Below are 20482 nucleotides of genomic sequence, written 5' to 3'. Positions count from 1 at the left end.
TCGATGTTTTCGGCCAGCCGGTCGGCCGCCGCGATTCTGTCGGTCCTCGCCGCCGTAACCGACGTCACCTCGCAGGCGTATGCACAATCCGCGAAGCCGGGAAACGGAAAGCCGGCTGTGATCGCGATGGACGACGCACGCATCAAGCTCGCCGAAATCGAGCTGCGCGAGGCTGGTCCCGCCGCGATCGCGAGACGGCTGATGGTGCCCGGCACCATCGTTCCCGATGCGGGACGGGTCGCCCATGTCTCGGTCAAGCTCTCGGGCACCGTCGCCGAACTGCGCAAGAACATCGGAGACGACGTCCTCAAGGACGAAATCCTCGCCGTCCTGGAGAGTCGCGAGGTCGCCGACGCCAAGAGCGAATACCTCTCGGCAAAACTCTCCAGCGAATTGCAGCAGGAGCTGACGGCGCGCGACAAGTCGCTGTGGGAGGGCCGCGCAGTCCCCGAGCAGCAATACATCAAATCGCGCAATGCGGCGGCGCAAACCGAGATGCGCTTCGGCATCGCGCGCCAGAAGCTGATGGCGCTTGGAGTCACCGATGCCGAGATCGCCGCGCTGCCGCAGGCGCCCGACGGGACGCTGCGCAGTCAAAACATCCGGGCGCCGATCTCCGGACGGGTCGCCGAGCGCAAGGTCGAATCCGGGACTGCGGTGGGTCGCGACAGCCTCGAAACAGAGCTGTTCGTCATCGTCGACCTGAGCCGCGTCTGGGTCGAGCTGGCGGTCTCGTCAGGCGACTTGCCACTGGTGAAGGAAGGCCAGCCGGCCGATATCGCCCTGCGGGGCATGACGGAAACCGGCACGGGCAAGATCGTCTTCGTCAGCCCCCTTCTCGACAAGGAGACGCGCGCAGCCCGCGTGGTGGCCTCGCTCGGGAACGCCGATGGCCGCTGGCGGCCGGGCTCGTTCGTGACCGCGGGGATCGCCGTCGAACGCCGCGACGTGACCGTCGCCGTTCCGTTCTCCGCCGTCCAGACGGTGGATGGCCGCAAGGCCGTCTTCGTGCGAACCAAGGAGGGCTTCGAAAAGCGCGACGTCGTGCTGGGACGACGCGACGGCGCCATCGTCGAGATCGTCTCGGGCCTCTCCGCCGGCGAGACAGTCGCCGGCTCGAATACCTTTTCACTCAAGGCCGAGCTCTCCAAGCCCGGCGACGAGGACTGAGCGATGATCGAACGGATCGTCGAATTTTCGGTCCGGCGGCGGTGGCTGGTCTTGCTGGTGACGCTCGTCGCAGCAGCTTCCGGCTGCTGGTCGTTGACGCGTCTGCCCATCGACGCCGTGCCCGACGTGACCAACATCCAGGTCCAGATCAACGCGAGCGCACCCGCCCTCACTCCGGTCGAGATCGAGAAACAGGTCACCGTCGCGCTCGAGACGGCGCTGGCCGGCATGCCTGGACTCGAGGCGACGCGCTCCTTCTCGCGCAACGGCTTCGCGCAGATCACCGCCGTGTTTGCCGACCGCACCAACATTTACTTCGCGCGGCAGCTCGTCACGGAACGTCTGAACGAAGCCAAGGGCGGCCTGCCCCCGGGCGTCGATGTCCGGATGGGACCGGTCTCGACCGGCCTCGGCGAGATCTACTGGTGGGCCGTCGAGTACGAAAGACCGGGCGCATCCTCGCCGGTTCGGGACGGACAGCCGGGCTGGCAGAGCGACGGCAGCTATCTCACACCCGAAGGCGAGCCGCTGACGGACGATTTCCAGCGCACGGTCTATTTGCGGACTGTGCAGGACTGGATCGTTCGGCCTCAGATGAAGACCGTTCCCGGCGTCGCCGGGGCGGATGCCATCGGCGGCTTCGTCAAACAGTTCCAGGTGCAGCCGGACCCGGCAAGACTGGTCGCCTATGGACTCTCCTTCAAGCAGGTCGTAGCCGCGATCGAGGCCAACAATACCACCCGCGGGGCGAACTACATCGAGCAGAACGGCGAAGGCCTTGTCGTTCGGGCCGCCGGCCGCGTCGAGACTCTGGAGGACATCGAGCAGATCGTCGTGACGACGCGCGGCGGAGTTCCCGTTCGCATCAGGGACCTGGCGGATGTCTCGATCGGAAAGGAACTGCGCACCGGCAGCGCAAGCGTCGACGGCCGCGAGGTCGTGCTCGGCACGGCCCTGATGCTGATCGGCGGCAACAGCCGCACTGTCGCCGCCGCCGCCGACGCCAAGATCAAGGACATCAGCAAGACGCTGCCGCCGGGCATCTATGCCCGCACCGTCCTGAACCGGACACAGCTCGTCGACGCCACGATCCATACCGTCGCCAAGAATCTCGCCGAGGGCGCCTTGCTCGTCGTCGCCGTGCTCTTCCTGCTGCTCGGCAACTTCCGCGCCGCCCTCGTCACCGCCTGCGTCATTCCCATCACCATGCTGATCACCGCGACAGGGATGCTGGAGGGGCACATCAGCGCCAACCTGATGAGCCTTGGCGCGCTCGACTTCGGCCTGATCGTCGATGGCGCCGTCATCATTGCCGAAAACAGCCTGCGTCATCTCGCCGAGCGCCAGCGCGAACTTGGCCGCACGCTGTCCCTGGACGAACGTCTCCACACCGTGACGGTCTCGGCGTCCGAAATGATACGGCCGACGGTCTATGGCCAGATCATCATCATCCTGGTCTATACCCCGCTGCTCACTTTCACCGGCGTCGAAGGAAAGACTTTTGAGCCCATGGCGCTGACGGTGATGATCGCGCTGGCGGTGGCCTTCGTGATCTCGCTGACATTCGTCCCGGCCGCCGTGGCGATCGCAATCACCGGAAAGGTCAACGAGCGCGAGAACATGCTGGTCCGGACGCTGAAGCGCTGGTACGCGCCGCTGCTCTCGGGCGCCATCGCCAGACCCCTGCCCGTGGTCGCCCTCGCAACGCTGCTGTTCGTCGGGGCGGTGTCCCTATTCATGCGGCTTGGTCAGGAATTCACGCCGACGCTGGACGAAAAGAACATCGTGATGGAGGTGAAGCGCGTGCCGAGCACCGCGCTGGCGCAGTCGCAGGCCATGCAGCTGCTGATCGAGCGGCAGATCAGCGGACTGCCCGAGGTGGCCTTCGTGTTCTCGCGCACCGGCACGCCCGATCTCGCCGCCGACCCGATGCCGCCGAACGCATCGGACACCTACATCATCGTCAAGCCTGAGGACGAATGGCCCGATCCATCCATGACGAAGGATGACCTCATCAAGAAGATCGAGGCGGAGTCCGGGAAGCTGCCGGGCAACAAGCTCGGATTTTCGCAGCCGATCGAGATGCGGTTCAACGAGCTCATTGCCGGCGTCCGCGAGGATCTGGCGGTCAAGGTGTTCGGCGACGACTTCGCCCAGATGCAGCAGACCGCGGGCCGGATCGCCGACGTGATCCGCAAGATCGATGGTGCCGGGAACGTGAAGGTCGAGGAGACCTCGGGCCTGCCCTTCCTGGAGATCAGGATCGACAAGGCCGAGATCGCGCGGCGCGGCCTCAGCCTGGCGGCCGTGCAGGACTTGGTGCAGACCGCGATCGGCGGCACCGACGCCGGCCTCGTCTTCGAGGGGGACCGCCGCTTCAAGATCGTGGTGCGCCTCGCCGATGCGCAGCGGAACGACATTCCGACGCTGGAGGAGCTGCCCGTTCCGCTTTCGCGCGCCAATCCCGACGCGCCGGCCGCCTCGATCCCCTTGCGGACGATCGCCACGTTCGAGCAGACCACGGGCTACAACCAGATCAGCCGCGAGAACGGCAAGCGTCGCGTCGTCGCCACCGCCGAAGTCCGCGGCCGCGACATCGGCTCGCTGGTGGCCGAAGCGCAGACCAAGGTCACCGAGCAGGTGAAGCTGCCGCCCGGCAGCTATCTCGCCTGGGGCGGCCAGTTCGAGAATTTTGCCGTCGCCCGGCAACGGCTGGTGTTCGTGGTGCCTGCTGTCTTCGCCCTGATCTACCTGCTGCTGCTCGGGGCGCTGGGCTCGGCGCGCGACGCGCTGCTCGTGTTCAGCGCCGTGCCGCTCGCGCTCACCGGCGGGATCGCGGCCCTATGGCTGCGCGGCATGCCGTTCTCGATCTCGGCGGCCGTCGGCTTCATCGCGCTCTCGGGCGTCGCCGTCCTGAACGGGCTCGTGATGCTGACGCAGATCCGGAAACTGATCGCCGAAGGCATGGAGCCGAAGCGGGCCATCGGCGAAGGCGCGCTGACGCGCTTCCGCCCCGTGGCGATGACCGCGCTCGTCGCCTCGCTCGGCTTCGTGCCGATGGCGCTCGCGACCGGCACGGGCGCCGAGGTGCAGAAGCCGCTCGCGACCGTGGTGATCGGCGGCCTCCTCACGGCAACGCTGCTCACGCTCGTCGTGCTGCCCGCGCTCTACGCACGCTTTGCCGTTCCGCGCAGGCCGACCAGGCGCAGCGATGCGCCCCCGGCCCTGGTTCACGACCGCGCCGCGGAGTAGCGGCCATGCTGGCCGTCAACGACCAGGACGGAACAAGCGATGCATCCGGGGAAGCCTGAAGTCACGGTCCGATCTGACATCAGCGCGTGATGGCAACAGCTGTCAGGCGACGGTAGGACGCAATCGTACATCGATTGCGCTGTTGAAGCCGCAAAGCTCGAGGGCTATCGATCTGAAAACTCGTCTTCAATCGGAGGAACGCATGAGCACCATCACCGGCGGCTGTCACTGTGGCGCAATCCGTTATGAGGTCCAGGGCGACGCAATCGTGCACGCGCTGTGCCACTGCCGCGATTGCCGGCTCCACGCCGGCGCCCCGGTCGTCGGCTGGACGATGTACGCGGAGGATGCCGTCAAGGTGACCAAGGGCGAGCCGAAGGTGTATCACTCCTCGGAACATGGCCGGCGGCACTTCTGCGGCGACTGCGGCACCGGCCTGTTCTACCTCAATGCCAACATGATGCCCGGAATCATCGACATCCAGAGCGCGACCTACGACGATCCCGAGACCGTGCCTGCGACGATGCAGATCCAGGTCGCCGAGCGGCTGCGCTGGATGGAGCATGCGCACGAACTGCCGGCGTTCGACCGCTTTCCTCCGCAACCGTAGCGGCAAGATGGCGTCGGCACTTTTGCCGTCATCCGGGGATTGGCACGCTCGGCTCGTGCGTCAGCTCATTGATGGTGGCGGTGCCGTTGCGCAGCGCCGTCGGACGTGTACCCGCGCAGCTCGGCGTATCTTGCCAATTGCGCTTGATCGAGAACCGCCGCAGCGCGCAGGTGATATTTGAGGTGGGCCTGCCGCAGCTCGCCCTGCGTCTTCGCGATCGCCGCGGTGGCAGAACCAAGACTCTCGGCCGTGATCGTGCGGCTGGCGAACTGCCGATCCAGATCCGCCTCCTTCTCGATCAATCTGTTGCCGATGGGAGCGGTTTCGGCCTTCATCTCGGAGAACATCTCCTCGAACTTGCTCCGCTGCCCAGGGTTCAATCCCAATTGGTCCGCGAGTTCGAGCACGTGGGAGGGCCCGGGATATCCATTGAGCTCGGCAGCGAGTGCGAGTCCCATGCCGCGTCCCGCCCGCAGATCGCCAATTTGCTGGTCCGAGAGCGCCTTGATGTGGCGGGACTGCATACCGGCATATGGTGTCTGCGCCCAAGCGGCCGCCGGCGCGAGCAACGCGATGATCAAAACGACGTTCTTCATGACTTTCCACCCATCTTGCGGGACATCAACCAATTGCTCGGCGGCTTGCGGGACGCGGCTTCCGTGACCCCGGCGCCTGCGAGCGCTCCTTCATCAACAGCTCTCAACCGATCGCCTGCGAGCCGATAAAGCGCATGAATGGCCTTTGACCGTCGGCACCGAACAGCACGACCGTGTAAGGCTGCGGCTTGCCGCCTTCCATCCCGGGCGATCCGACCGGCATGCCCGGCACGGCGAGCCCCTTCGCGATCGGACGCTCCGAGAGCAGGCGCCGCACGGCCGCAGCCGGCACGTGCCCCTCGACGACATAACCGGCGACCTCTGCCGTGTGACAAGCGACCAGGTCCGAGGGGACGCCGAGACGAGTCCGAATGGCGTCGAGATCCGCAGTCTCCTCCACCTGGACGGTCAATCCTGCGTCGCGGAGATGCTGCACCCAGCCGGCGCAGCAGCCGCAGCTTGGATCCCTATGCACCGTGATGGTGGCTTCTTCGGCTCGCGCCGCGACGGCAGGACTGGCAAGGACTGCCGCGGCCATCAGCCCTACAAGCGACCGGCGGGTCATCACATGTGCGCGTTGCTTCATCTTCGGCTTCCTTTCTTTCATCGTTGGATCTCCTCAAGCTCGGAGCGCCACAGCCATCAACAAGGGCTCGCTTGACCCTCGTACATGAAGGTCATGGGCTTCAGGCCATTCATATATCCGGTGCGCATCTCGTCGATGCGAAAGCCGCTCCGGGTCAAGACGTCAGCAATGTCCCGATTGAGATGACAACCGCCCGAGATGCGCGTCCACGCGGGGGTCAGGCGATCCTGCCACCAGCGCACGCGCGGTTCGGGCGCACGGCCATGCTCGACGAAGACCAGCTTCCCTCCCGGTTTCAGCACACGCCGCACCTCCGTCATGGCGCGATCGACATCCGGAATGCTGCACATGGTCCAGGTCGTCACGACCGTGTCGATGCTGCGGTCCTCGATCGGAATTGCCTCGGCCGAGGCTTCGACAAAGTCAACCGGAGTGTCCGGATGCGGGGCGTGCCGCGCCATCTCGAGAAGCTTTGGAGCGGGTTCAAGCCCCACAACCTGCTTCACCGTAGCCCCGTAGAACGGCAGGTTGCGGCCGGACCCGATGCCGATCTCGAGCACCCGGCCCTGAGCCGCACGGATCGCGCGTTTCCGGTAGGGCGCAAGTTCCTTGTTGCGCATCGCAAGGTCGCAAAGCCGTGGAAGAATGACGTCGTTGTAGAAGCCCATGCGCGCATCTCCTGGCATCGCCGCCCCCGATACGAGAACGACGACGATCGGTGCGGTGATCAGTTCCATCGTCCACCATTCCCGACATGATGCCGTGCATCATGGCTCAATTCATTCGGCCGGCTCCACCACCCGCAATCTGGCACCGATCGGCTTCGGCATTTCGGTCGGTTGTTCCTTGTCGTCGCCCTTGGGAGGCAGGCGGAAGCCTTTCACCAGCCCGAAGATCGCCGGGATCACGATCAGCGTCAGCAGCGTCGACGATGTCATCCCGCCGATCATCGGCACCGCGATGCGCTGCATGATCTCCGACCCGGTGCCGCTGCTCCACATGATCGGCAGCAGGCCCGCCATGATGGCGACCACCGTCATCATCTTGGGACGGACGCGTTCGACGGCGCCTTCCATGATGGCCTCGTGCAGATCCTGCCGGCTGAAGCCCCTGCCCTCGGCGCGGCACTTCGCCTTGACCGCTGCGAGGGCATGCTCGAGGTAGATCAGCATCACGACGCCGGTCTCGGCGGCGACACCGGCGAGTGCGATGAAGCCGACGGCGACGGCGACCGACAGGTTGAAGCCGAGCCACCACATCATCCAGATGCCGCCGACCAGCGCGAAGGGCAGTGAGAGCATGACGATGAAGGTCTCGGTCATCGCCCTGAAGTTCAGGTACAGCAGCAGGAAGATGATGGTCAGCGTCACCGGGATCACGATCTTCAGGCGCGCCGCGGCGCGCTGGAGATATTCGTACTGGCCGCTCCAGACCACGTAGTATCCGGGCGGGAACTGGATGCTGTCAGTCACGGCGCGTTGCGCATCGGCGACGTAGCTGCCGATGTCGCGATCGCGGATGTCGACGTAGATGTAGGTTGCGAGCTGCCCGTTCTCGGTCCGGATCGACGTCGGCCCCCGCGCCGGCTCGACCTTGGCGATCTCGCCGAGCGGCACGGCGCCGCCTGCCGGCATCGGCACCAGGATGTCGCTGGCGATCGCCTTGGGATTGTCGCGCAGGTCGCGCGGATAGCGCATGTTCACCGTGAACCGCTGCCGTCCCTCCACCGTCGTCGTCACGGTCTGACCACCGAGCGCGGCCGCGATGGTGTCCTGAACGTCCTGGATCAGGATGCCATAGCGGGCGAGCGCCTCGCGGTCCGGGACGATCTCGAGATAGTAGCCGCCGATGCCGCGCTCGGCGTAGGCCGAGGAGGTGCCCGGGACGGTCTTGATCACGCGCTCGACCTGCCGCGCCAGCCGGTCGATCTCGACGAGATCGCTGCCCATCACCTTGACGCCGACAGGCGTGCGGATGCCGGTGGACAGCATGTCGATGCGCGCCTTGATCGGCATGGTCCAGGCGTTGGAGACGCCCGGGAATTGCAATGCCTTGTCCATCTCCGCGATCAGGCTGTCGACCGTGACGCCGGGGCGCCAAAGCTCCTTCGGCTTCAGGTTGACCACGGTTTCGAACATCTCGGTCGGCGCCGGATCGGTCGCAGTCGCCGCCCGTCCCGCCTTGCCATAGACGGACGCGACCTCCGGGAACGACTTGATGATGCGGTCCTGCGTCTGCATCAGCTCGGCCGCCTTGGTCACGGAGATGCCGGGCAGCGTCGTCGGCATGTAGAGCAGCGTGCCCTCATCCAGCGTCGGCATGAACTCGGTGCCGAGCTGCCGGGCCGGCCAGATCGTGACGGCGAGCACGACGAGCGAGCCCAGGATCACCAGCGTCTTGGCGCGCAGCACGCCCTTGATGACCGGCCGGTAGATCCAGATCAGGAAGCGGTTGATGACATTCCTGTGCTCCGGCACGATCCTGCCGCGAACGAAGATCACCATCAACGCCGGCACCAGAGTGACGGACAGCAGGGCCGCAGCAGCCATCGAGAAGGTCTTCGTGAACGCCAGCGGGCTGAACAGCCGCCCTTCCTGCGATTCCAGCGTGAAGATCGGCATGAACGACACGGTGATGATGAGCAGGCTGAAGAACAGCGCCGGCCCAACTTCGGACGCCGCGTCGATCAGGATCTGGACGCGCGACTGACCGGGCCTGGCGCGCTCCAGGTGCTTGTGGGCGTTCTCGATCATGACGATCGCGGCATCCACCATGGCGCCGATCGCAATCGCGATGCCGCCCAGGCTCATGATGTTCGATCCCAATCCCAGCAGCTTCATGGCGCCGAACGCCATCAGCACGCCGACCGGCAGCATCAGGATCGCGACCAGTGCGCTGCGGACGTGGAGCAGGAACACGATGCAGACGAGCGCGACCACGATGCTCTCCTCGACCAGCGTGTGCTTCAGCGTATCGATCGCCGCGTAGATCAGGTTGGAGCGGTCGTAGACCGGGACGATCTCGACCGACTTCGGCAGGCTGCTTGCGATCTGCTCGAAGCGCTTCTTGACGTTCTCGATCACGTCGAGGGCGTTGACGCCGAAGCGCTGCAGCACGATGCCGCTTGCGACCTCGCCCTCGCCGTTCAGCTCGGCGATGCCGCGCCGCTCGTCCGGCCCGAGCTCGACATTGGCAACGTCCCGCAGCAGCACCGGCGTGCCGTTGCTCGTCTTCAGCACGATGTTGCCGAGATCGTTGATGCTCTTGAGGTAGCCCTTGCCGCGGATGACATATTCGAACTCGGAGAGCTCGACCGTGCGGCCGCCGACATCGGCGTTGCTGGCGCGGATCGCCTCCCGGATCTTCTGCATGCTGATGCCGCGATCCCGCATCCGCTGCGGGTCGAGCACCACGTTGTACTGCTTGACGAAGCCGCCGATGCTGGCGACCTCGGCGACGCCTTCGGCCTTGGCCAGGGCGAATTTCAGATTCCAGTCCTGGATCGTGCGCGTGTCGGCGAGGTTCAATTCTTTCGACATCACGGCATACTGATAGACCCAGCCGACGCCGGTCGCGTCGGGCCCGATGGTCGGGGTGACGCCGGCGGGAAGCCGCGACGTCGCGCTGTTCAGGAACTCCATGACGCGCGATCGCGCCCAATAGATGTCGGTGCCGTCCTCGAAGATCACGTAGACGAACGACACGCCGAAGAAGGAGAAGCCGCGCACCACCTTCGATTTCGGCACGGTCAGCATCGCCGTCGTCAAGGGATAGGTGACCTGGTCCTCGATCACCTGCGGCGCCTGGCCGGGATATTCGGTGTAGACGATGACCTGGGTGTCCGAGAGGTCGGGGATCGCATCCAGCGGCAGATGAAGCAGCGCGTAGAAGCCGGCGGCGGCCGCAAAGCCGGTGCCGAACAGCACCAGCAGCAGGTTGCGCGCCGACCAGGCGATGATGCGGGCGATCATTTGTGCTCTCCCGTCGCATGGCCCGCGTCGGAGGCTTGAGGCGCAGCCTCGGCAAAACCTTTGAGCGCGGCCTTCAGATTGCTTTCCGCATCGATCAGGAAGTTGGCGGATGTGACCACGGCCTCGCCGTCCGCAAGTCCGTCCCGCACCTCGATAAAGCCGCCGCCGCGCCGGCCGAGCTTCACCTCACGCGGCTCGAAACGCCCGTCCCCCTTGTCGACGAGCACGGCCTGGCGCGTGCCGGTGTCGAGCACCGCGCTGTCCTGTATCGCGAGGACGGGCGCACCATCGGCCGTATCGACGTCGGCATCGACATACATGTCCGGCAGCAGCACCGCGTCGGGATTGGCGAGCTCGATGCGGACGCGAACCGTCCGGGTTTCGCGGTTCACCTGCGGATAGATCACGACGATCTTTCCGGTGAACACGCGGCCGGGAAAGCTGCGCGCGCGCACCGCAACGGACTGCCCGACCGCGATGTTGCCGAGATCGCGCTCGGCGACGTCGACCAGCGCCCAGACCAGCGAAATGTCGGCAATGCGGAACAGCGCGTCGCCGGGATTGGCGCGCATGCCCTCGATCGCATTGCGCTCGAGCACGATCCCGTCGCGCGGCGCCGACCAGTGGATGGTGACCGGCGCGACGTGCGTTCTCTCCATCTCGGCGATCACCTGCTCGGGGATGTCGAGATTGACCAGCCGTTGCCGCGAGCCGCGGCCGTACACCTCGACACTGCCCACCGTTTTGGAGGTGATCGTCGCGAGATATTCGGCCGCCGCGGATGCGACCGCCGAGCTGTAAATCTCCATCAGCGGCTGGCCCGCCTTCACGCGGGTGCCGGTGGTGACGTCCGCGATCTTCTGCACGAAACTCTCGGCGCGCATCGCGATCACCGAGACGCGGCGCTCGTCAAGCTGGATCGTGCCGGGTGCCTTCACCAGGACCCGGATCGGTCGTCGCGCGACGGGCTCGGACCTCACGCCGCTGCGCTGGATCTTGCCGGGCGACAGCTTCACCGTCCCATCGTCGACATCGTCGCCTTCGTAAACGGGGACATAGTTCATCCCCATCGGATCCTTCTTCGGCACGGGTGACGTGTCGGGCAACCCCATCGGATTGCGGTAGTAGAGGATTTTTCGCGATGAAGCCGCCTGCGGCGGTTTCGTTGCCGCTGCAGTCGTCTGATCGTCATCGTAGACCGGCAGATAGTCCCGCCCGCGGTCATCCTTCTTTGGACCGGCCGACCAAAGCGGCGCGCCGCTCGGATCGCGGTAATAGAGCGGAGTTCGGGCGCCGTCTGTCGTGGTCGAGCCGACCTCGGCATGAACGGACCAGCGTCCATCGTTCATGAACCAGGTGGCGCCCAGGACCAGGCTGCCGGTGAGCGCGAGTGCGGTGAGAAGACGGAGCGTATTCATCGCCAGATACCGCGCGCCCCAGGGCGCGCATCCATGTGAATGGGAAAGAGAAGTTCGGGCGCCATCCGGCGGCGCCCGAAAGCTCACTTGATCGCCTTGACGATGACCTTGCCGGTGACCGTCTCAGGCTCGCCCTGCACCTTCGCCGAGAGCGTGACCTGGTAGCGGCCGGCCATCGGCAGGTCCGTCCTAAAGGTGTAGACGCCCGGCTCCTTGGGCGGCAGCGGTGCGACGGCCGATTCCATCTCGGCCATGCCGTCCGGGGCCATATCGACACGGGTTTTGAAGATGACCGCGTCCGGCACCGGCTTGCCGGTCTGCTTGTTGGTCAAGCGAATGGCGAGCGTGACGTCGTCGCCCTTCTTCATCTCGGGATTGACCGGCTCGAAAGCGTAATCGCCGGCGCCCGCCATCGCGGCCGTAGCAGCGAGCGAAAGGGTGGCGGCGACAGCCGCGGCGCTGAATTTGGAAAGCATTGTCCTGTCCTCATGAATTGATCTTCCGCCGTGACGCAGGAAGCGCGCACGTCAGTCATCGTCGCGTGCAGGCGTGCCCGCGCGCGTCTTTGGCTTGGCGAGATCAGATTCGAGGAGGCCGGAAGGGAGGACTGCCGCCGCGGGAGGAGACGACCTGATCGGCGGGAATAGCGGTTTCCCCTGCCGCTACGGCAAGGAATTCGAAAGCCAGCGGACGAATGTCTGCAAGTGCGACGGTGCCGCCGACACAGCAGAAGCCCATCCCGCATTTGTAGCCGGTGTCGGAACCCGTTCCCTTCATGTCGGGACAACAATCGTCCATCGACATGTCGCCGTCGCCGCCCATCTGCATGGCCGCCTGCATGTCATTCGACGACATGGCGAGGCTGGAAGCGGACGCGCCAGCCGGCAGCATCGCCAGGGATATGGCGATGGCGAATGCCAGGATGGTACGAACGATCCGCATCAAATGTGCTTTTACCTCTTGGATACCATTTCGGGCCGCAGCGCAGCTTTCGTATCATATTCCGCTGCCGAAAGCATTCTTTGATCCGGGTCAAGCATTCGTGACCGAGGCTCCGATGCATGTCGGGCCGATCAGCGCCCCCATCCTGCCTCGCCTATTGCGGCCTCGATAGCAACTCTTCGGGCCGAGCCGTCCGCGCCCATAGCAACGCGAGCGGACCTAGCGCGATCCCGGCCGCGAGCACGACGAAAGCCAGCAACCAGCCCTCTGCACTCTGCGGACCGCCAGCAGCATCGAGTGCAGCCCCGGTTCCCCAAGCTCCCATCGCCGACAGGCCGAACCCGACGGTCGAATGCAGGGCCAGAGTCGCCCCGCGATGCTCCGAGACAGCTGCAGCCGACATGCCGGCTGTCAACGCACCAGAATCCGCCGGCACCGTCAGGCCATAGATCATCAGCAGCAGCGCCAGCACCCATGCCGGAGCCGTCGCACTAAGGCCGATGACGAGCGCAACGCAGGCCGAAGCGATCATCACCACCGTGATCGCCCGATGTCGCCCGAACTTCAGTGCGGCCTCGTTGCCGAGGATGCTGGCCGGCATGGAGATCACTGCAAAGCAGAAGCTCATCAGGACTGGGCTCAGCCATGAGGGCGCGCCCTGATGCGCGACGACGTAGGTCCAGAATCCGACCAGCCATGTGCGAATGCCGTAGAGCTCGAAGCAGTGCGCGCCGTAACCGAAGATGTAACCGAGTGCCTCGCGGTTGGCGAAAACGGGCGCAAAGTTCAAGAGACGTCCGGCTCTCGGAGCGGGACTGCGCCTCTCGATCAAAAGACACGCGACCACCATCGCGATGGGACCGATGCCGGTCACGTAAAACGCGGTCCGCCATCCCCAGCCATCTGCGAGGACTTGCGCGATCAGGAACGACAGGCCTACGCCCACCGAGAAGCTCGACGTGTAGAGCGTAACCGCCCGTGAGGTGTCGCCGGCGGGTAACCGGTCCGTCAGTGCCTTGAGCCCTGGCATGTAGGCACCGGCAAAACCAAGGCCGGCGAGCGACCAGATGATGGTCGCCGACCAGAAGCCTTGCGCGAAGATGCCAAACGCAACGGTCGCGAGTCCACTGAGGACAGAGCCGACCAGGAGCACCAGCCGTGCGTCCACCCGATCGGTCAGCGTCGTGAGCACGGGCACCGCCAGCATGTAGCCAAACGCGTAGCCGCTCGCCATCAGCCCGCCTTCCGCGGCGGACAACCCCCACGCCGGCATCAGGTGCTGCGCCAGATTCGCGGACAAGGTCACGTGCGGCAGCAGATTGCCGAGCTGGCCGATACACATCACCGCAATCAGCGGCCAGCCGCGCAAGCTACGAATGTTCTCCTCCCATCTGACACGGACTCATGCCGTCTGATCCCCACGAAGCAACAGAAGCGCGAAAAACGCAGAGACCGACGCCAGCGCGCTGATCCACAGCGCGCTGCTTCCGAAATGCTCCACCATCAGTCCCAGCGCAAGCGGCGCGAAGGCGCCTGTTGCCCTCGACGGCAGCGAGATCACACCGACGCGCCTGCCGAATCCCACCGGCCCGAACAGCACCAACGGCAGCGTACCACGGGCAATGGTGATGATGCCGTTGCCCGCGCCATACAGCACCGTGAAGGCCGGTGCGAGCAAAGGGCCGCCCGCGACCAGCGCAAGCACGCCGATCGGATTCATGAGCATGGCGAGCCTTGCCGACAGCAGCGGATGAAACCGGCCGAGCCATCCTGCTTCCAGAAGGCGGGCGCCGACTTGCGCAGGTCCAACCAATGCTCCTGCGAACAACGCCTGTGCCGGCGTGGCGCCGAACGCAACCAGCATGGCCGGTAGAATCGCCGAGACTCCGGAGCTGACAAAACTCGCGGCCGCAAACATGTACGCCAGCAGCATCATTGCGAAGGTTTCGCTCTGGCGGGCGGATTGCTGGCTCGCGCCCGTGCTCGGTCGGGAGTCCTGATCCAATGGAGCGGCACGGGGCAGCGAAAGGTTGAGCGGCAAGGCAAGACCGATATGGATCACCGCCCATAGCTGGCAGGCCGCGCGCCAGCCGTACTCCGTAGCGAGCCACGTCGTGAGAGGCCAGCCGAGTGTGCTGGCGAAACCGGCGATCAGGGTGATGCCGGTGATCGTTCGTCGCGCATTGGCGCCATAAATGCGCGCAAGCGTCGCGAACGCGGCTTCATAGAGGCCCATGCCCATGCCGATCCCGAGCAAGATCCAGGCTGTGATCAGCACCGCTACGCCATAGGCCACGGACAGCAGCAGCAAGCCCGCGGCGAAAACGAGGTTCGAGACGGCAAGCAGGCTACGCCCACCGAACGTATCGATGGCATGCCCAACTCTCGGACCAAGCAGGCCGGAGATGACGAGCGCTCCCGACAGCGCTGCGAACACGTAAGTCGGCGCAAGACCGAGATCCCCCGCAATGGGCGCAGCCAGGATCGCAGGAAGATAGTAGCTCGACGCCCACGCGATGGTCTGGGCGCTGCCGAGCGCGATGACGACAGCGAACGGGCCCGGAGCGCCTCCCGTCATGAGCAACCGCATCCCACGCTGCCTGCCTTCCTGGCCGATTCATCGGCCACACAGCAGGCCGAGGGTTCGGCCTTGGCCGGACCGCCGCAGCATCCCGATGCGGCGGCGGATTCCACGCCGCCGCGGGTGCAGACGCCGGTCTCGGGCAGCACGAGCTCGACGCGCTCTGCGGCCTCCTTGTCGCCGGCGATGTCGGCGACGATCGAGCGGACTTGCTCGTATCCGGTCGTCATCAGGAAGGTCGGCGCCCGGCCGTAGGATTTCATGCCGGCGAGATAAAAGCCCGGCTCATCATGCGCCAGCTCGCGCGCGCCGTGAGGCCGCACCGTTCCGCAGCTATGCTCGTTGGGGTCGATGAGCGGCGCGAGCGCGAGGGGCGCCTCGATCGCCGGATCGAGCCGCAGTCGCAGCTCGGACAGGAACGAGAGATCGGGCCGGAAGCCGGTCGACACCACCAGCTCATCCGCAACCACACTCCGCGCTCCGCAACAGGCGCCTGCCGAAATCCTGAGGCGGCCTTCGAACTCCGAAATATGGGTGACACCGAAATCGGTCTCGACTCGAATCCTTCCGGCAGTCACGAGCGCGGCGAAGGTCGAGCCCAGCTCGCCGCGCGCGGCAAGCTTGTCGTTGCGGCCGCCGCCGAAAGCCTTTGCCGGATCGCCGCCGCGCAGCAGCCAGACGGGCTGCGTGCCGGGCTCCTCCTCGGCGAGCTGCGCGAGATCGATCAGCGTGCCCAGCGCGGAATGGCCGGCACCGAGCACGGCCACGGTCTTGCCGGCATATCTGCCGCGACCTGTGCCCCGCACATCCGGCATGCCATAGGCGATGCGACCAGTGCGCTCGCGCTCGCCGATCGCAGGCAGACCGTTGCTGCCGGCGGGATTGGGCGAGAACCACGTGCCTGAGACGTCGATGACGGCATCGGCGCGCAGCACCTCATCGCCCTTGCCGTTCTGGTAGCGGATTTCGAAAGGCGCCTGCTCGCGGCCGCGGGTCTTGGCCCTGTCGAATCCGACGCGGCCGATCGCCGTGACGCGGCTCGACGTCCGGATCGTCTCGCGCAGCGGCGTTCGCGTTGCCAGCGGCGCGAGGTAGCGCTCGATCAGCTCGCCGCCGGTCGGATAGGAGCTTGGGTCTGGCGAATTCCATCCCGTCGGCGCAAGCAGGCGCGCCGCCGCCCTGTCAACATTGTACTCCCACGGCGAGAACAGCTGGACGTGCTGCCATTGCCGCACCGCATGCCCGGCTTCGGGTCCGGCCTCGAGCACGACGGGAGACATGCCGCGTTCGAGCACATGCGCGGCGGCCGCGAGACCCACCGGCCCCGCCCCGATGATGGCGACCGTCTTCTTGTCCATTCCGAATTCTCCATTCTTCTAGAATTATGGAATAACTGACCAAATGAATCAGGCTGCCGTCTGAGCGTCCTTACATCCGGCTTCGTCGGCACAGCACTCCGCGACCAGAAAGTCGACCAGGCCCTGCATGGCGTCGAAGTTGGCGTGGCAGATCAGGGTCGTCGATTCCCTGATCTGACTGACCAGTCCGACCGAGACCAGGGCCTTGATGTGGTGCGACAGGGTTGACGCCGGGATTTTCAGCTTGTCCTGCAAGCGGCCGACCGGCATGCCCGCGTGCCCCGCCCGAACCAGCGCCCGATAAATCTGCAGCCGGGTTCGATTCCCCAGGGCTTCAAGGCGTGCTGCTGCGTCGTCGATCTTCATGACAGCCACGATGTGCGCGTGCACACGAGTTGTCAAACGCTATTTCTAGAATGTTCGAAATATAGAGTGGGAGGTGGCGGATGCCAGGTTGACGCGGCCCATACAATTCCATAAATCTGGATATATGGAAACAGACCAAGCCGTCCTGGCGCTCGCCGCACTGTCTCAACCGACCCGTCTGGAGGCGTTCCGGACGCTGGTCAGGCACGAGCCTGACGGTCTTGCGGCCGGCGACCTCGCGCGCCTGCTGGAAGTCCCGCAAAACACGCTCTCGGCGCATCTGTCGATCCTGAGCCGCGCGCGCCTCGTGTCCTCCGAGCGGCACAGCCGCTCGATCATCTACCGCGCCAACCTCGGCGAATTTCGCGACGTCGCGGTCTTCCTACTGCGAGATTGTTGCGGCGGACGGCCGGAGGTTTGCGAACCCGTCGTCGAGACTTTGCAGTCGTGCTGCGCTCCCAAGCGAAAGGAGAAGGCCCGTGCCTGATAGCATCTACAATGTGCTGTTCCTTTGTACGGGAAATTCAGCCCGGTCCGTGCTCGCGGAGTCGATCCTTCGCAAGGACGGTGCCGGGCGCTTTCGGTCCTTCTCCGCAGGGAGCACACCGAAAGGCGCCGTGCATCCGCTGGCGCTGCGCACGCTGCAGAGCATGGACTACCCGATCGACGGGATGCGCTCGAAGAGCTGGCTCGAGTTCGCCACGACCGATGCGCCGGTGATGGATTTCGTCTTCACCGTCTGCGACAACGCCGCCGGCGAATCCTGTCCGATCTGGCCGGGTCAGCCGATGACGGCGCACTGGGGCATCAAAGACCCCGCCACGGTCGAAGGCACGGATCTGGAAAAGCAGGCGGCATTCGTCACCGCGTTCCGCTATCTGAGAAACCGGATCGATACCTTCGTGAACCTACCGCTGAAGAGCATCGACAAGCTCTCGCTCGGCACCAAGCTGCGTGAGATTGGTCGCTCTGAAGGTACGACGCATTCAACACCAAAGGCCGGCTGATGGACGCGTTCGATCTTTCGCGCCGCGTTGCGGCCGAGGCGCTCGGCACGGGCATTCTCGTCGCCACCGTGGTCGGCTCCGGCATCATGGCGGAGACGTTGACCAAGGATGTGGCGCTTGCACTGCTGTGCAACACCTTGCCGACCGGAGCCATCCTGGTGGTCCTGATCACCGTGCTTGGTCCGATCTCGGGGGCGCACTTCAATCCAGCCGTCACCCTCGTCTTCACCGGCAAGCGCGAATTGCCGGCGAACGAGGCTGCGCTCTACGTGATCGCGCAGATCGCCGGCGGCATCGCTGGAACGATCGCGGCGCATCTGATGTTCGGGCTGCCCCTGCTCGACCTCTCGACGAAAGTCCGAACCGGCGGGCCGCAATGGTTTGCCGAAGCCGTCGCGGCGTTCGGGCTGGTCGCGACGATCCTGGCCGGCATCCGCTTCCAGCGGACGGCGGTCCCCTGGCTGGTAGGCCTCTACATCACCGCGGCCTATTGGTTCACGGCCTCCACCTCGTTCGCCAATCCGGCCGTGGCCATTGCGAGGTCCCTGACCAACACGTTCTCCGGCATCCGTCCCGCCGACCTGCCCGGCTTCATCCTTGCGGAGCTGTGCGGAGCGTTCGCCGGCATGCTGCTGATGAACTGGCTGCTCGGACGCTCACACGCGTCCGTCTCAGTCGCAATCACGGAGAGACCCCGATGACCGTCACCATTTATCACAACCCCGCCTGCGGCACCTCGCGCAACACGCTGGCGATGATCCGGCAGAGCGGCACCGAGCCTATCGTCGTCGAATATCTCAAGACGCCGCCGTCGCGGGACAAGCTCAAGGAGCTGATCGCGGCGATGGACGTTCCGGTCCGCGCGCTGCTGCGCGAGAAGGGTACACCGTACAAGGAGCTCGGCCTGGACGATCCGAAATGGACCGACGACCAACTCCTCGATTTCATGATCGCCCATCCCATTCTCATCAACCGTCCGATCGTTGTGACGCCAAGAGGCACTCGCTTGTGCCGGCCATCGGAAGCCGTGATCGACCTCCTGGACAATCCGGTCGGCCGCTTCGTCAAGGAAGACGGCGAAGTGGTCGAAGCGCGATAGGCCTGCTCGCGCAGGAACTCGTGACGTCTCTCGAAGATCAGCTCTTCGTGCTGGCAGTCTTGTCGAGCGCGGCACGCACGCCGCTCGCGAGCTTGATCGCATCGTCGTTGGCCCAGAAATGCATGAAGAACAGGCGCGGCTGTTCGTCCAGCATGTGGCTGTGAAGGGCGGTCACGGCGATGCCGTGCGACCGCAACACCTTGATCACCGGGTTCACCTCGTCGCCGGTCAGCACGAAGTCGCCGGTAATCGCGGCCTTGCCGCCGCCGGTCGGCTGGAAGTTGACGGCGGTTGCAACGCCCAGCGGCCCGACCGGGCTCAACTGCATGCCATGCTCGGTGACGGGATCGCGGCGGGGGACGTTGAACTGGTAGACGCCGCCGGTCGCCTGGCCCTTGACGCCGATGATGTTGTCGAGCCGCGCAGTGTCGAGTTCGATGGCCGGCGGAGCGGCCGTCGAAGCCGGCGCCGACAGCGGCGTCTTGCTTTCGGCAAGCGCGTCCTTGATGGCCGCGGCGATTCTGGCGGGATCACCGTGGCCGGCCACGTGCATGTAGAACGTCGCCGGGCTCGCGCCGAGCAGATGATTGTGCACGGCGGTGATCTCCAGCCCGTTCGCGATCATCCTCGCCATGACCGGGCTGATCTCGGATTCGAGCAGCACCAGATCGCCCATCGCCATGACGCCGCCATGCGCGGGCTTGAACGCGACCCAGCCGCCGAGCGCCAGCGCGGGCTTGATGGTGACGCCATCGAGCGTCACCGTGAGATCGGTGCGCGGAAAGCCGTAGCGATGCACGTCGCCGGTCACGGCCGGCTTGCGCCCCAGGGCGTCGTCGACTTTCTGCCAATCGACGTCCTGCGCGTGAGCGCTCGCGATGAAGCAGGCGCTGATGGCCAACAGCGCCGAGATTGTCTTGCGCATTGATCTGCTCCCTTGAACTTGGAATTCAGCCAGTCACTCACTTCTGCTCCTTGACCTGACCGCTACTGTCGACGACAAGCCGCACCTCCTTGCCGTTCTTCACCGCCTTTGCAGTGATCCCTTCCGCGGTCGACTTGACCCCGCTGACCTGCGTGTAGCCGGCCGCCTGGAGCTTGGCGACCAGCTCCTCCTGAGTCAGCGCGCGTGCGGTCGACAGCCCACTGGCGATCGCCAGAAAAAGGACTGTGTGAAAGATTGTCCTTGTACGCATGATCATCCTCCTGGACGTGCCCTGCCCCAGGTGAACTCGCTTCCCACAAGCCGCAGTGGGATGCCGATATCAACGCGCCTCGGCGTGGCCGCCGCGCACGCGTGAACCATCTCGATTTTTCTGGTGGGATCGGGGACAATGACATGCTGCGCCCTTGGTGATCAGGACGCGATTCTTGGGCATGTCGCCTCGCGGGGAGATCGCATATCCCCGACGCTTCGAATAGAAACCTGGCAAAGCGGGCTGTCAATCGGCCTATGACCGGTACATGTCACGAAGAGTTCACTCGTCGAACGGAACCGTTTCCGCGACACCGAGATGGTGACGCCT

The 20482-nt window shown here is 65.2% G+C and carries 20 protein-coding genes; 7 read left to right on the top strand and 13 right to left on the bottom strand.

Annotated elements, in window-relative coordinates:
• Positions 1-3: 3 nt before the first annotated feature.
• The 3 genes from JQ566_RS02715 (at position 4) to JQ566_RS02705 (ending at position 5032) form a co-directional block, all read left to right on the top strand.
• Complete coding sequence (locus tag JQ566_RS02715; protein ID WP_212369512.1) at positions 4-1170, top strand: efflux RND transporter periplasmic adaptor subunit; 1167 nt, start codon at positions 4-6, stop codon at positions 1168-1170.
• A gap of 3 nt (positions 1171-1173) precedes the next feature.
• Positions 1174-4422, top strand: coding sequence for an efflux RND transporter permease subunit (locus JQ566_RS02710; protein WP_212369509.1), 3249 nt, complete (start codon positions 1174-1176; stop codon positions 4420-4422).
• Positions 4423-4624: 202 nt separating this feature from the next.
• Positions 4625-5032: a GFA family protein gene (locus JQ566_RS02705; protein ID WP_212369506.1), complete on the top strand. Its 408-nt coding sequence runs from the start codon at positions 4625-4627 to the stop codon at positions 5030-5032.
• 65 nt (positions 5033-5097) lie between these two features.
• On the opposite strand, the gene JQ566_RS02700 is transcribed toward JQ566_RS02705, so the two are convergent.
• The 11 genes from JQ566_RS02700 to JQ566_RS02650 form a co-directional block, all read right to left on the bottom strand.
• Positions 5098-5628, bottom strand: coding sequence for a Spy/CpxP family protein refolding chaperone (locus JQ566_RS02700; RefSeq protein ID WP_212369503.1), 531 nt, complete (start codon positions 5626-5628; stop codon positions 5098-5100).
• A gap of 103 nt (positions 5629-5731) precedes the next feature.
• Complete coding sequence (locus JQ566_RS02695) at positions 5732-6235, bottom strand: DUF411 domain-containing protein (RefSeq protein ID WP_249139162.1); 504 nt, start codon at positions 6233-6235, stop codon at positions 5732-5734.
• A gap of 35 nt (positions 6236-6270) precedes the next feature.
• A complete protein-coding gene (locus JQ566_RS02690) occupies positions 6271-6882 on the bottom strand; it encodes a class I SAM-dependent methyltransferase (protein WP_212371452.1) in 612 nt (203 codons plus the stop codon).
• Positions 6883-6993: 111 nt separating this feature from the next.
• Positions 6994-10185 (bottom strand): efflux RND transporter permease subunit, encoded by a 3192-nt coding sequence (locus tag JQ566_RS02685; RefSeq protein WP_212369500.1) that lies wholly within the window; start codon positions 10183-10185, stop codon positions 6994-6996.
• Positions 10182-11603, bottom strand: a complete 1422-nt coding sequence (locus JQ566_RS02680) for an efflux RND transporter periplasmic adaptor subunit (protein WP_212369498.1) — start codon at positions 11601-11603, stop codon at positions 10182-10184. The genes JQ566_RS02685 and JQ566_RS02680 overlap by 4 nt, the downstream gene beginning before the upstream one ends.
• An 83-nt stretch (positions 11604-11686) precedes the next feature.
• Positions 11687-12079, bottom strand: a complete 393-nt coding sequence (locus JQ566_RS02675; protein WP_212369496.1) for a FixH family protein — start codon at positions 12077-12079, stop codon at positions 11687-11689.
• Positions 12080-12182: 103 nt separating this feature from the next.
• Positions 12183-12545 carry a hypothetical protein gene (locus tag JQ566_RS02670; RefSeq protein WP_212371450.1) on the bottom strand — a complete coding sequence of 121 codons (363 nt, stop codon included), beginning with the start codon at positions 12543-12545 and terminating at the stop codon, positions 12183-12185.
• A gap of 154 nt (positions 12546-12699) precedes the next feature.
• The gene (locus JQ566_RS02665) at positions 12700-13887 is read right to left on the bottom strand and encodes an MFS transporter (protein WP_212371449.1); all 1188 of its coding nucleotides are present in this window, start codon (positions 13885-13887) and stop codon (positions 12700-12702) included.
• A gap of 60 nt (positions 13888-13947) precedes the next feature.
• Entirely contained in the window at positions 13948-15123 is a 1176-nt protein-coding gene (locus JQ566_RS02660; protein ID WP_434057803.1) for an MFS transporter, read from the bottom strand.
• Positions 15120-16484, bottom strand: coding sequence for an NAD(P)-binding domain-containing protein (locus JQ566_RS02655; protein ID WP_212369490.1), 1365 nt, complete (start codon positions 16482-16484; stop codon positions 15120-15122). The genes JQ566_RS02660 and JQ566_RS02655 overlap by 4 nt, the downstream gene beginning before the upstream one ends.
• Before the next feature lie 48 nt (positions 16485-16532).
• A complete protein-coding gene (locus JQ566_RS02650) occupies positions 16533-16850 on the bottom strand; it encodes an ArsR/SmtB family transcription factor (protein WP_212369487.1) in 318 nt (105 codons plus the stop codon).
• A 124-nt stretch (positions 16851-16974) separates the two neighbouring features.
• Here JQ566_RS02650 and JQ566_RS02645 point away from each other — a divergent pair, with 124 nt between their 5' ends.
• Genes JQ566_RS02645 through arsC form a run of 4 tightly spaced genes read left to right on the top strand, consistent with a single transcriptional unit; the run spans position 16975 to position 18956 of the window.
• Positions 16975-17337 carry an ArsR/SmtB family transcription factor gene (locus tag JQ566_RS02645; RefSeq protein ID WP_212369483.1) on the top strand — a complete coding sequence of 121 codons (363 nt, stop codon included), beginning with the start codon at positions 16975-16977 and terminating at the stop codon, positions 17335-17337.
• Positions 17330-17857: an arsenate reductase ArsC gene (locus JQ566_RS02640; protein WP_212369480.1), complete on the top strand. Its 528-nt coding sequence runs from the start codon at positions 17330-17332 to the stop codon at positions 17855-17857. The genes JQ566_RS02645 and JQ566_RS02640 overlap by 8 nt, the downstream gene beginning before the upstream one ends.
• Positions 17857-18558: an aquaporin gene (locus JQ566_RS02635; protein WP_212369477.1), complete on the top strand. Its 702-nt coding sequence runs from the start codon at positions 17857-17859 to the stop codon at positions 18556-18558. Before JQ566_RS02640 ends, JQ566_RS02635 begins: the two co-directional genes overlap by 1 nt.
• Entirely contained in the window at positions 18555-18956 is a 402-nt protein-coding gene (gene arsC / locus JQ566_RS02630) for an arsenate reductase (glutaredoxin) (RefSeq protein WP_212369474.1), read from the top strand. The genes JQ566_RS02635 and arsC overlap by 4 nt, the downstream gene beginning before the upstream one ends.
• 37 nt (positions 18957-18993) lie before the next feature.
• Here the strand turns inward: arsC and JQ566_RS02625 are convergent, their stop codons facing one another.
• Both JQ566_RS02625 and JQ566_RS02620 read right to left on the bottom strand, forming a co-directional pair.
• Positions 18994-19881 carry a DUF1259 domain-containing protein gene (locus JQ566_RS02625; protein ID WP_212369470.1) on the bottom strand — a complete coding sequence of 296 codons (888 nt, stop codon included), beginning with the start codon at positions 19879-19881 and terminating at the stop codon, positions 18994-18996.
• 37 nt (positions 19882-19918) lie between these two features.
• Positions 19919-20152 carry a PepSY domain-containing protein gene (locus JQ566_RS02620; RefSeq protein WP_212369467.1) on the bottom strand — a complete coding sequence of 78 codons (234 nt, stop codon included), beginning with the start codon at positions 20150-20152 and terminating at the stop codon, positions 19919-19921.
• Positions 20153-20482 lie beyond the last annotated feature (330 nt).

The organism is Bradyrhizobium sp. SZCCT0231 (genome assembly GCF_018130245.1).
Classification (GTDB): domain Bacteria; phylum Pseudomonadota; class Alphaproteobacteria; order Rhizobiales; family Xanthobacteraceae; genus Bradyrhizobium; species Bradyrhizobium japonicum_F.
This window is presented reverse-complemented; position numbering and strand designations above follow the sequence as displayed.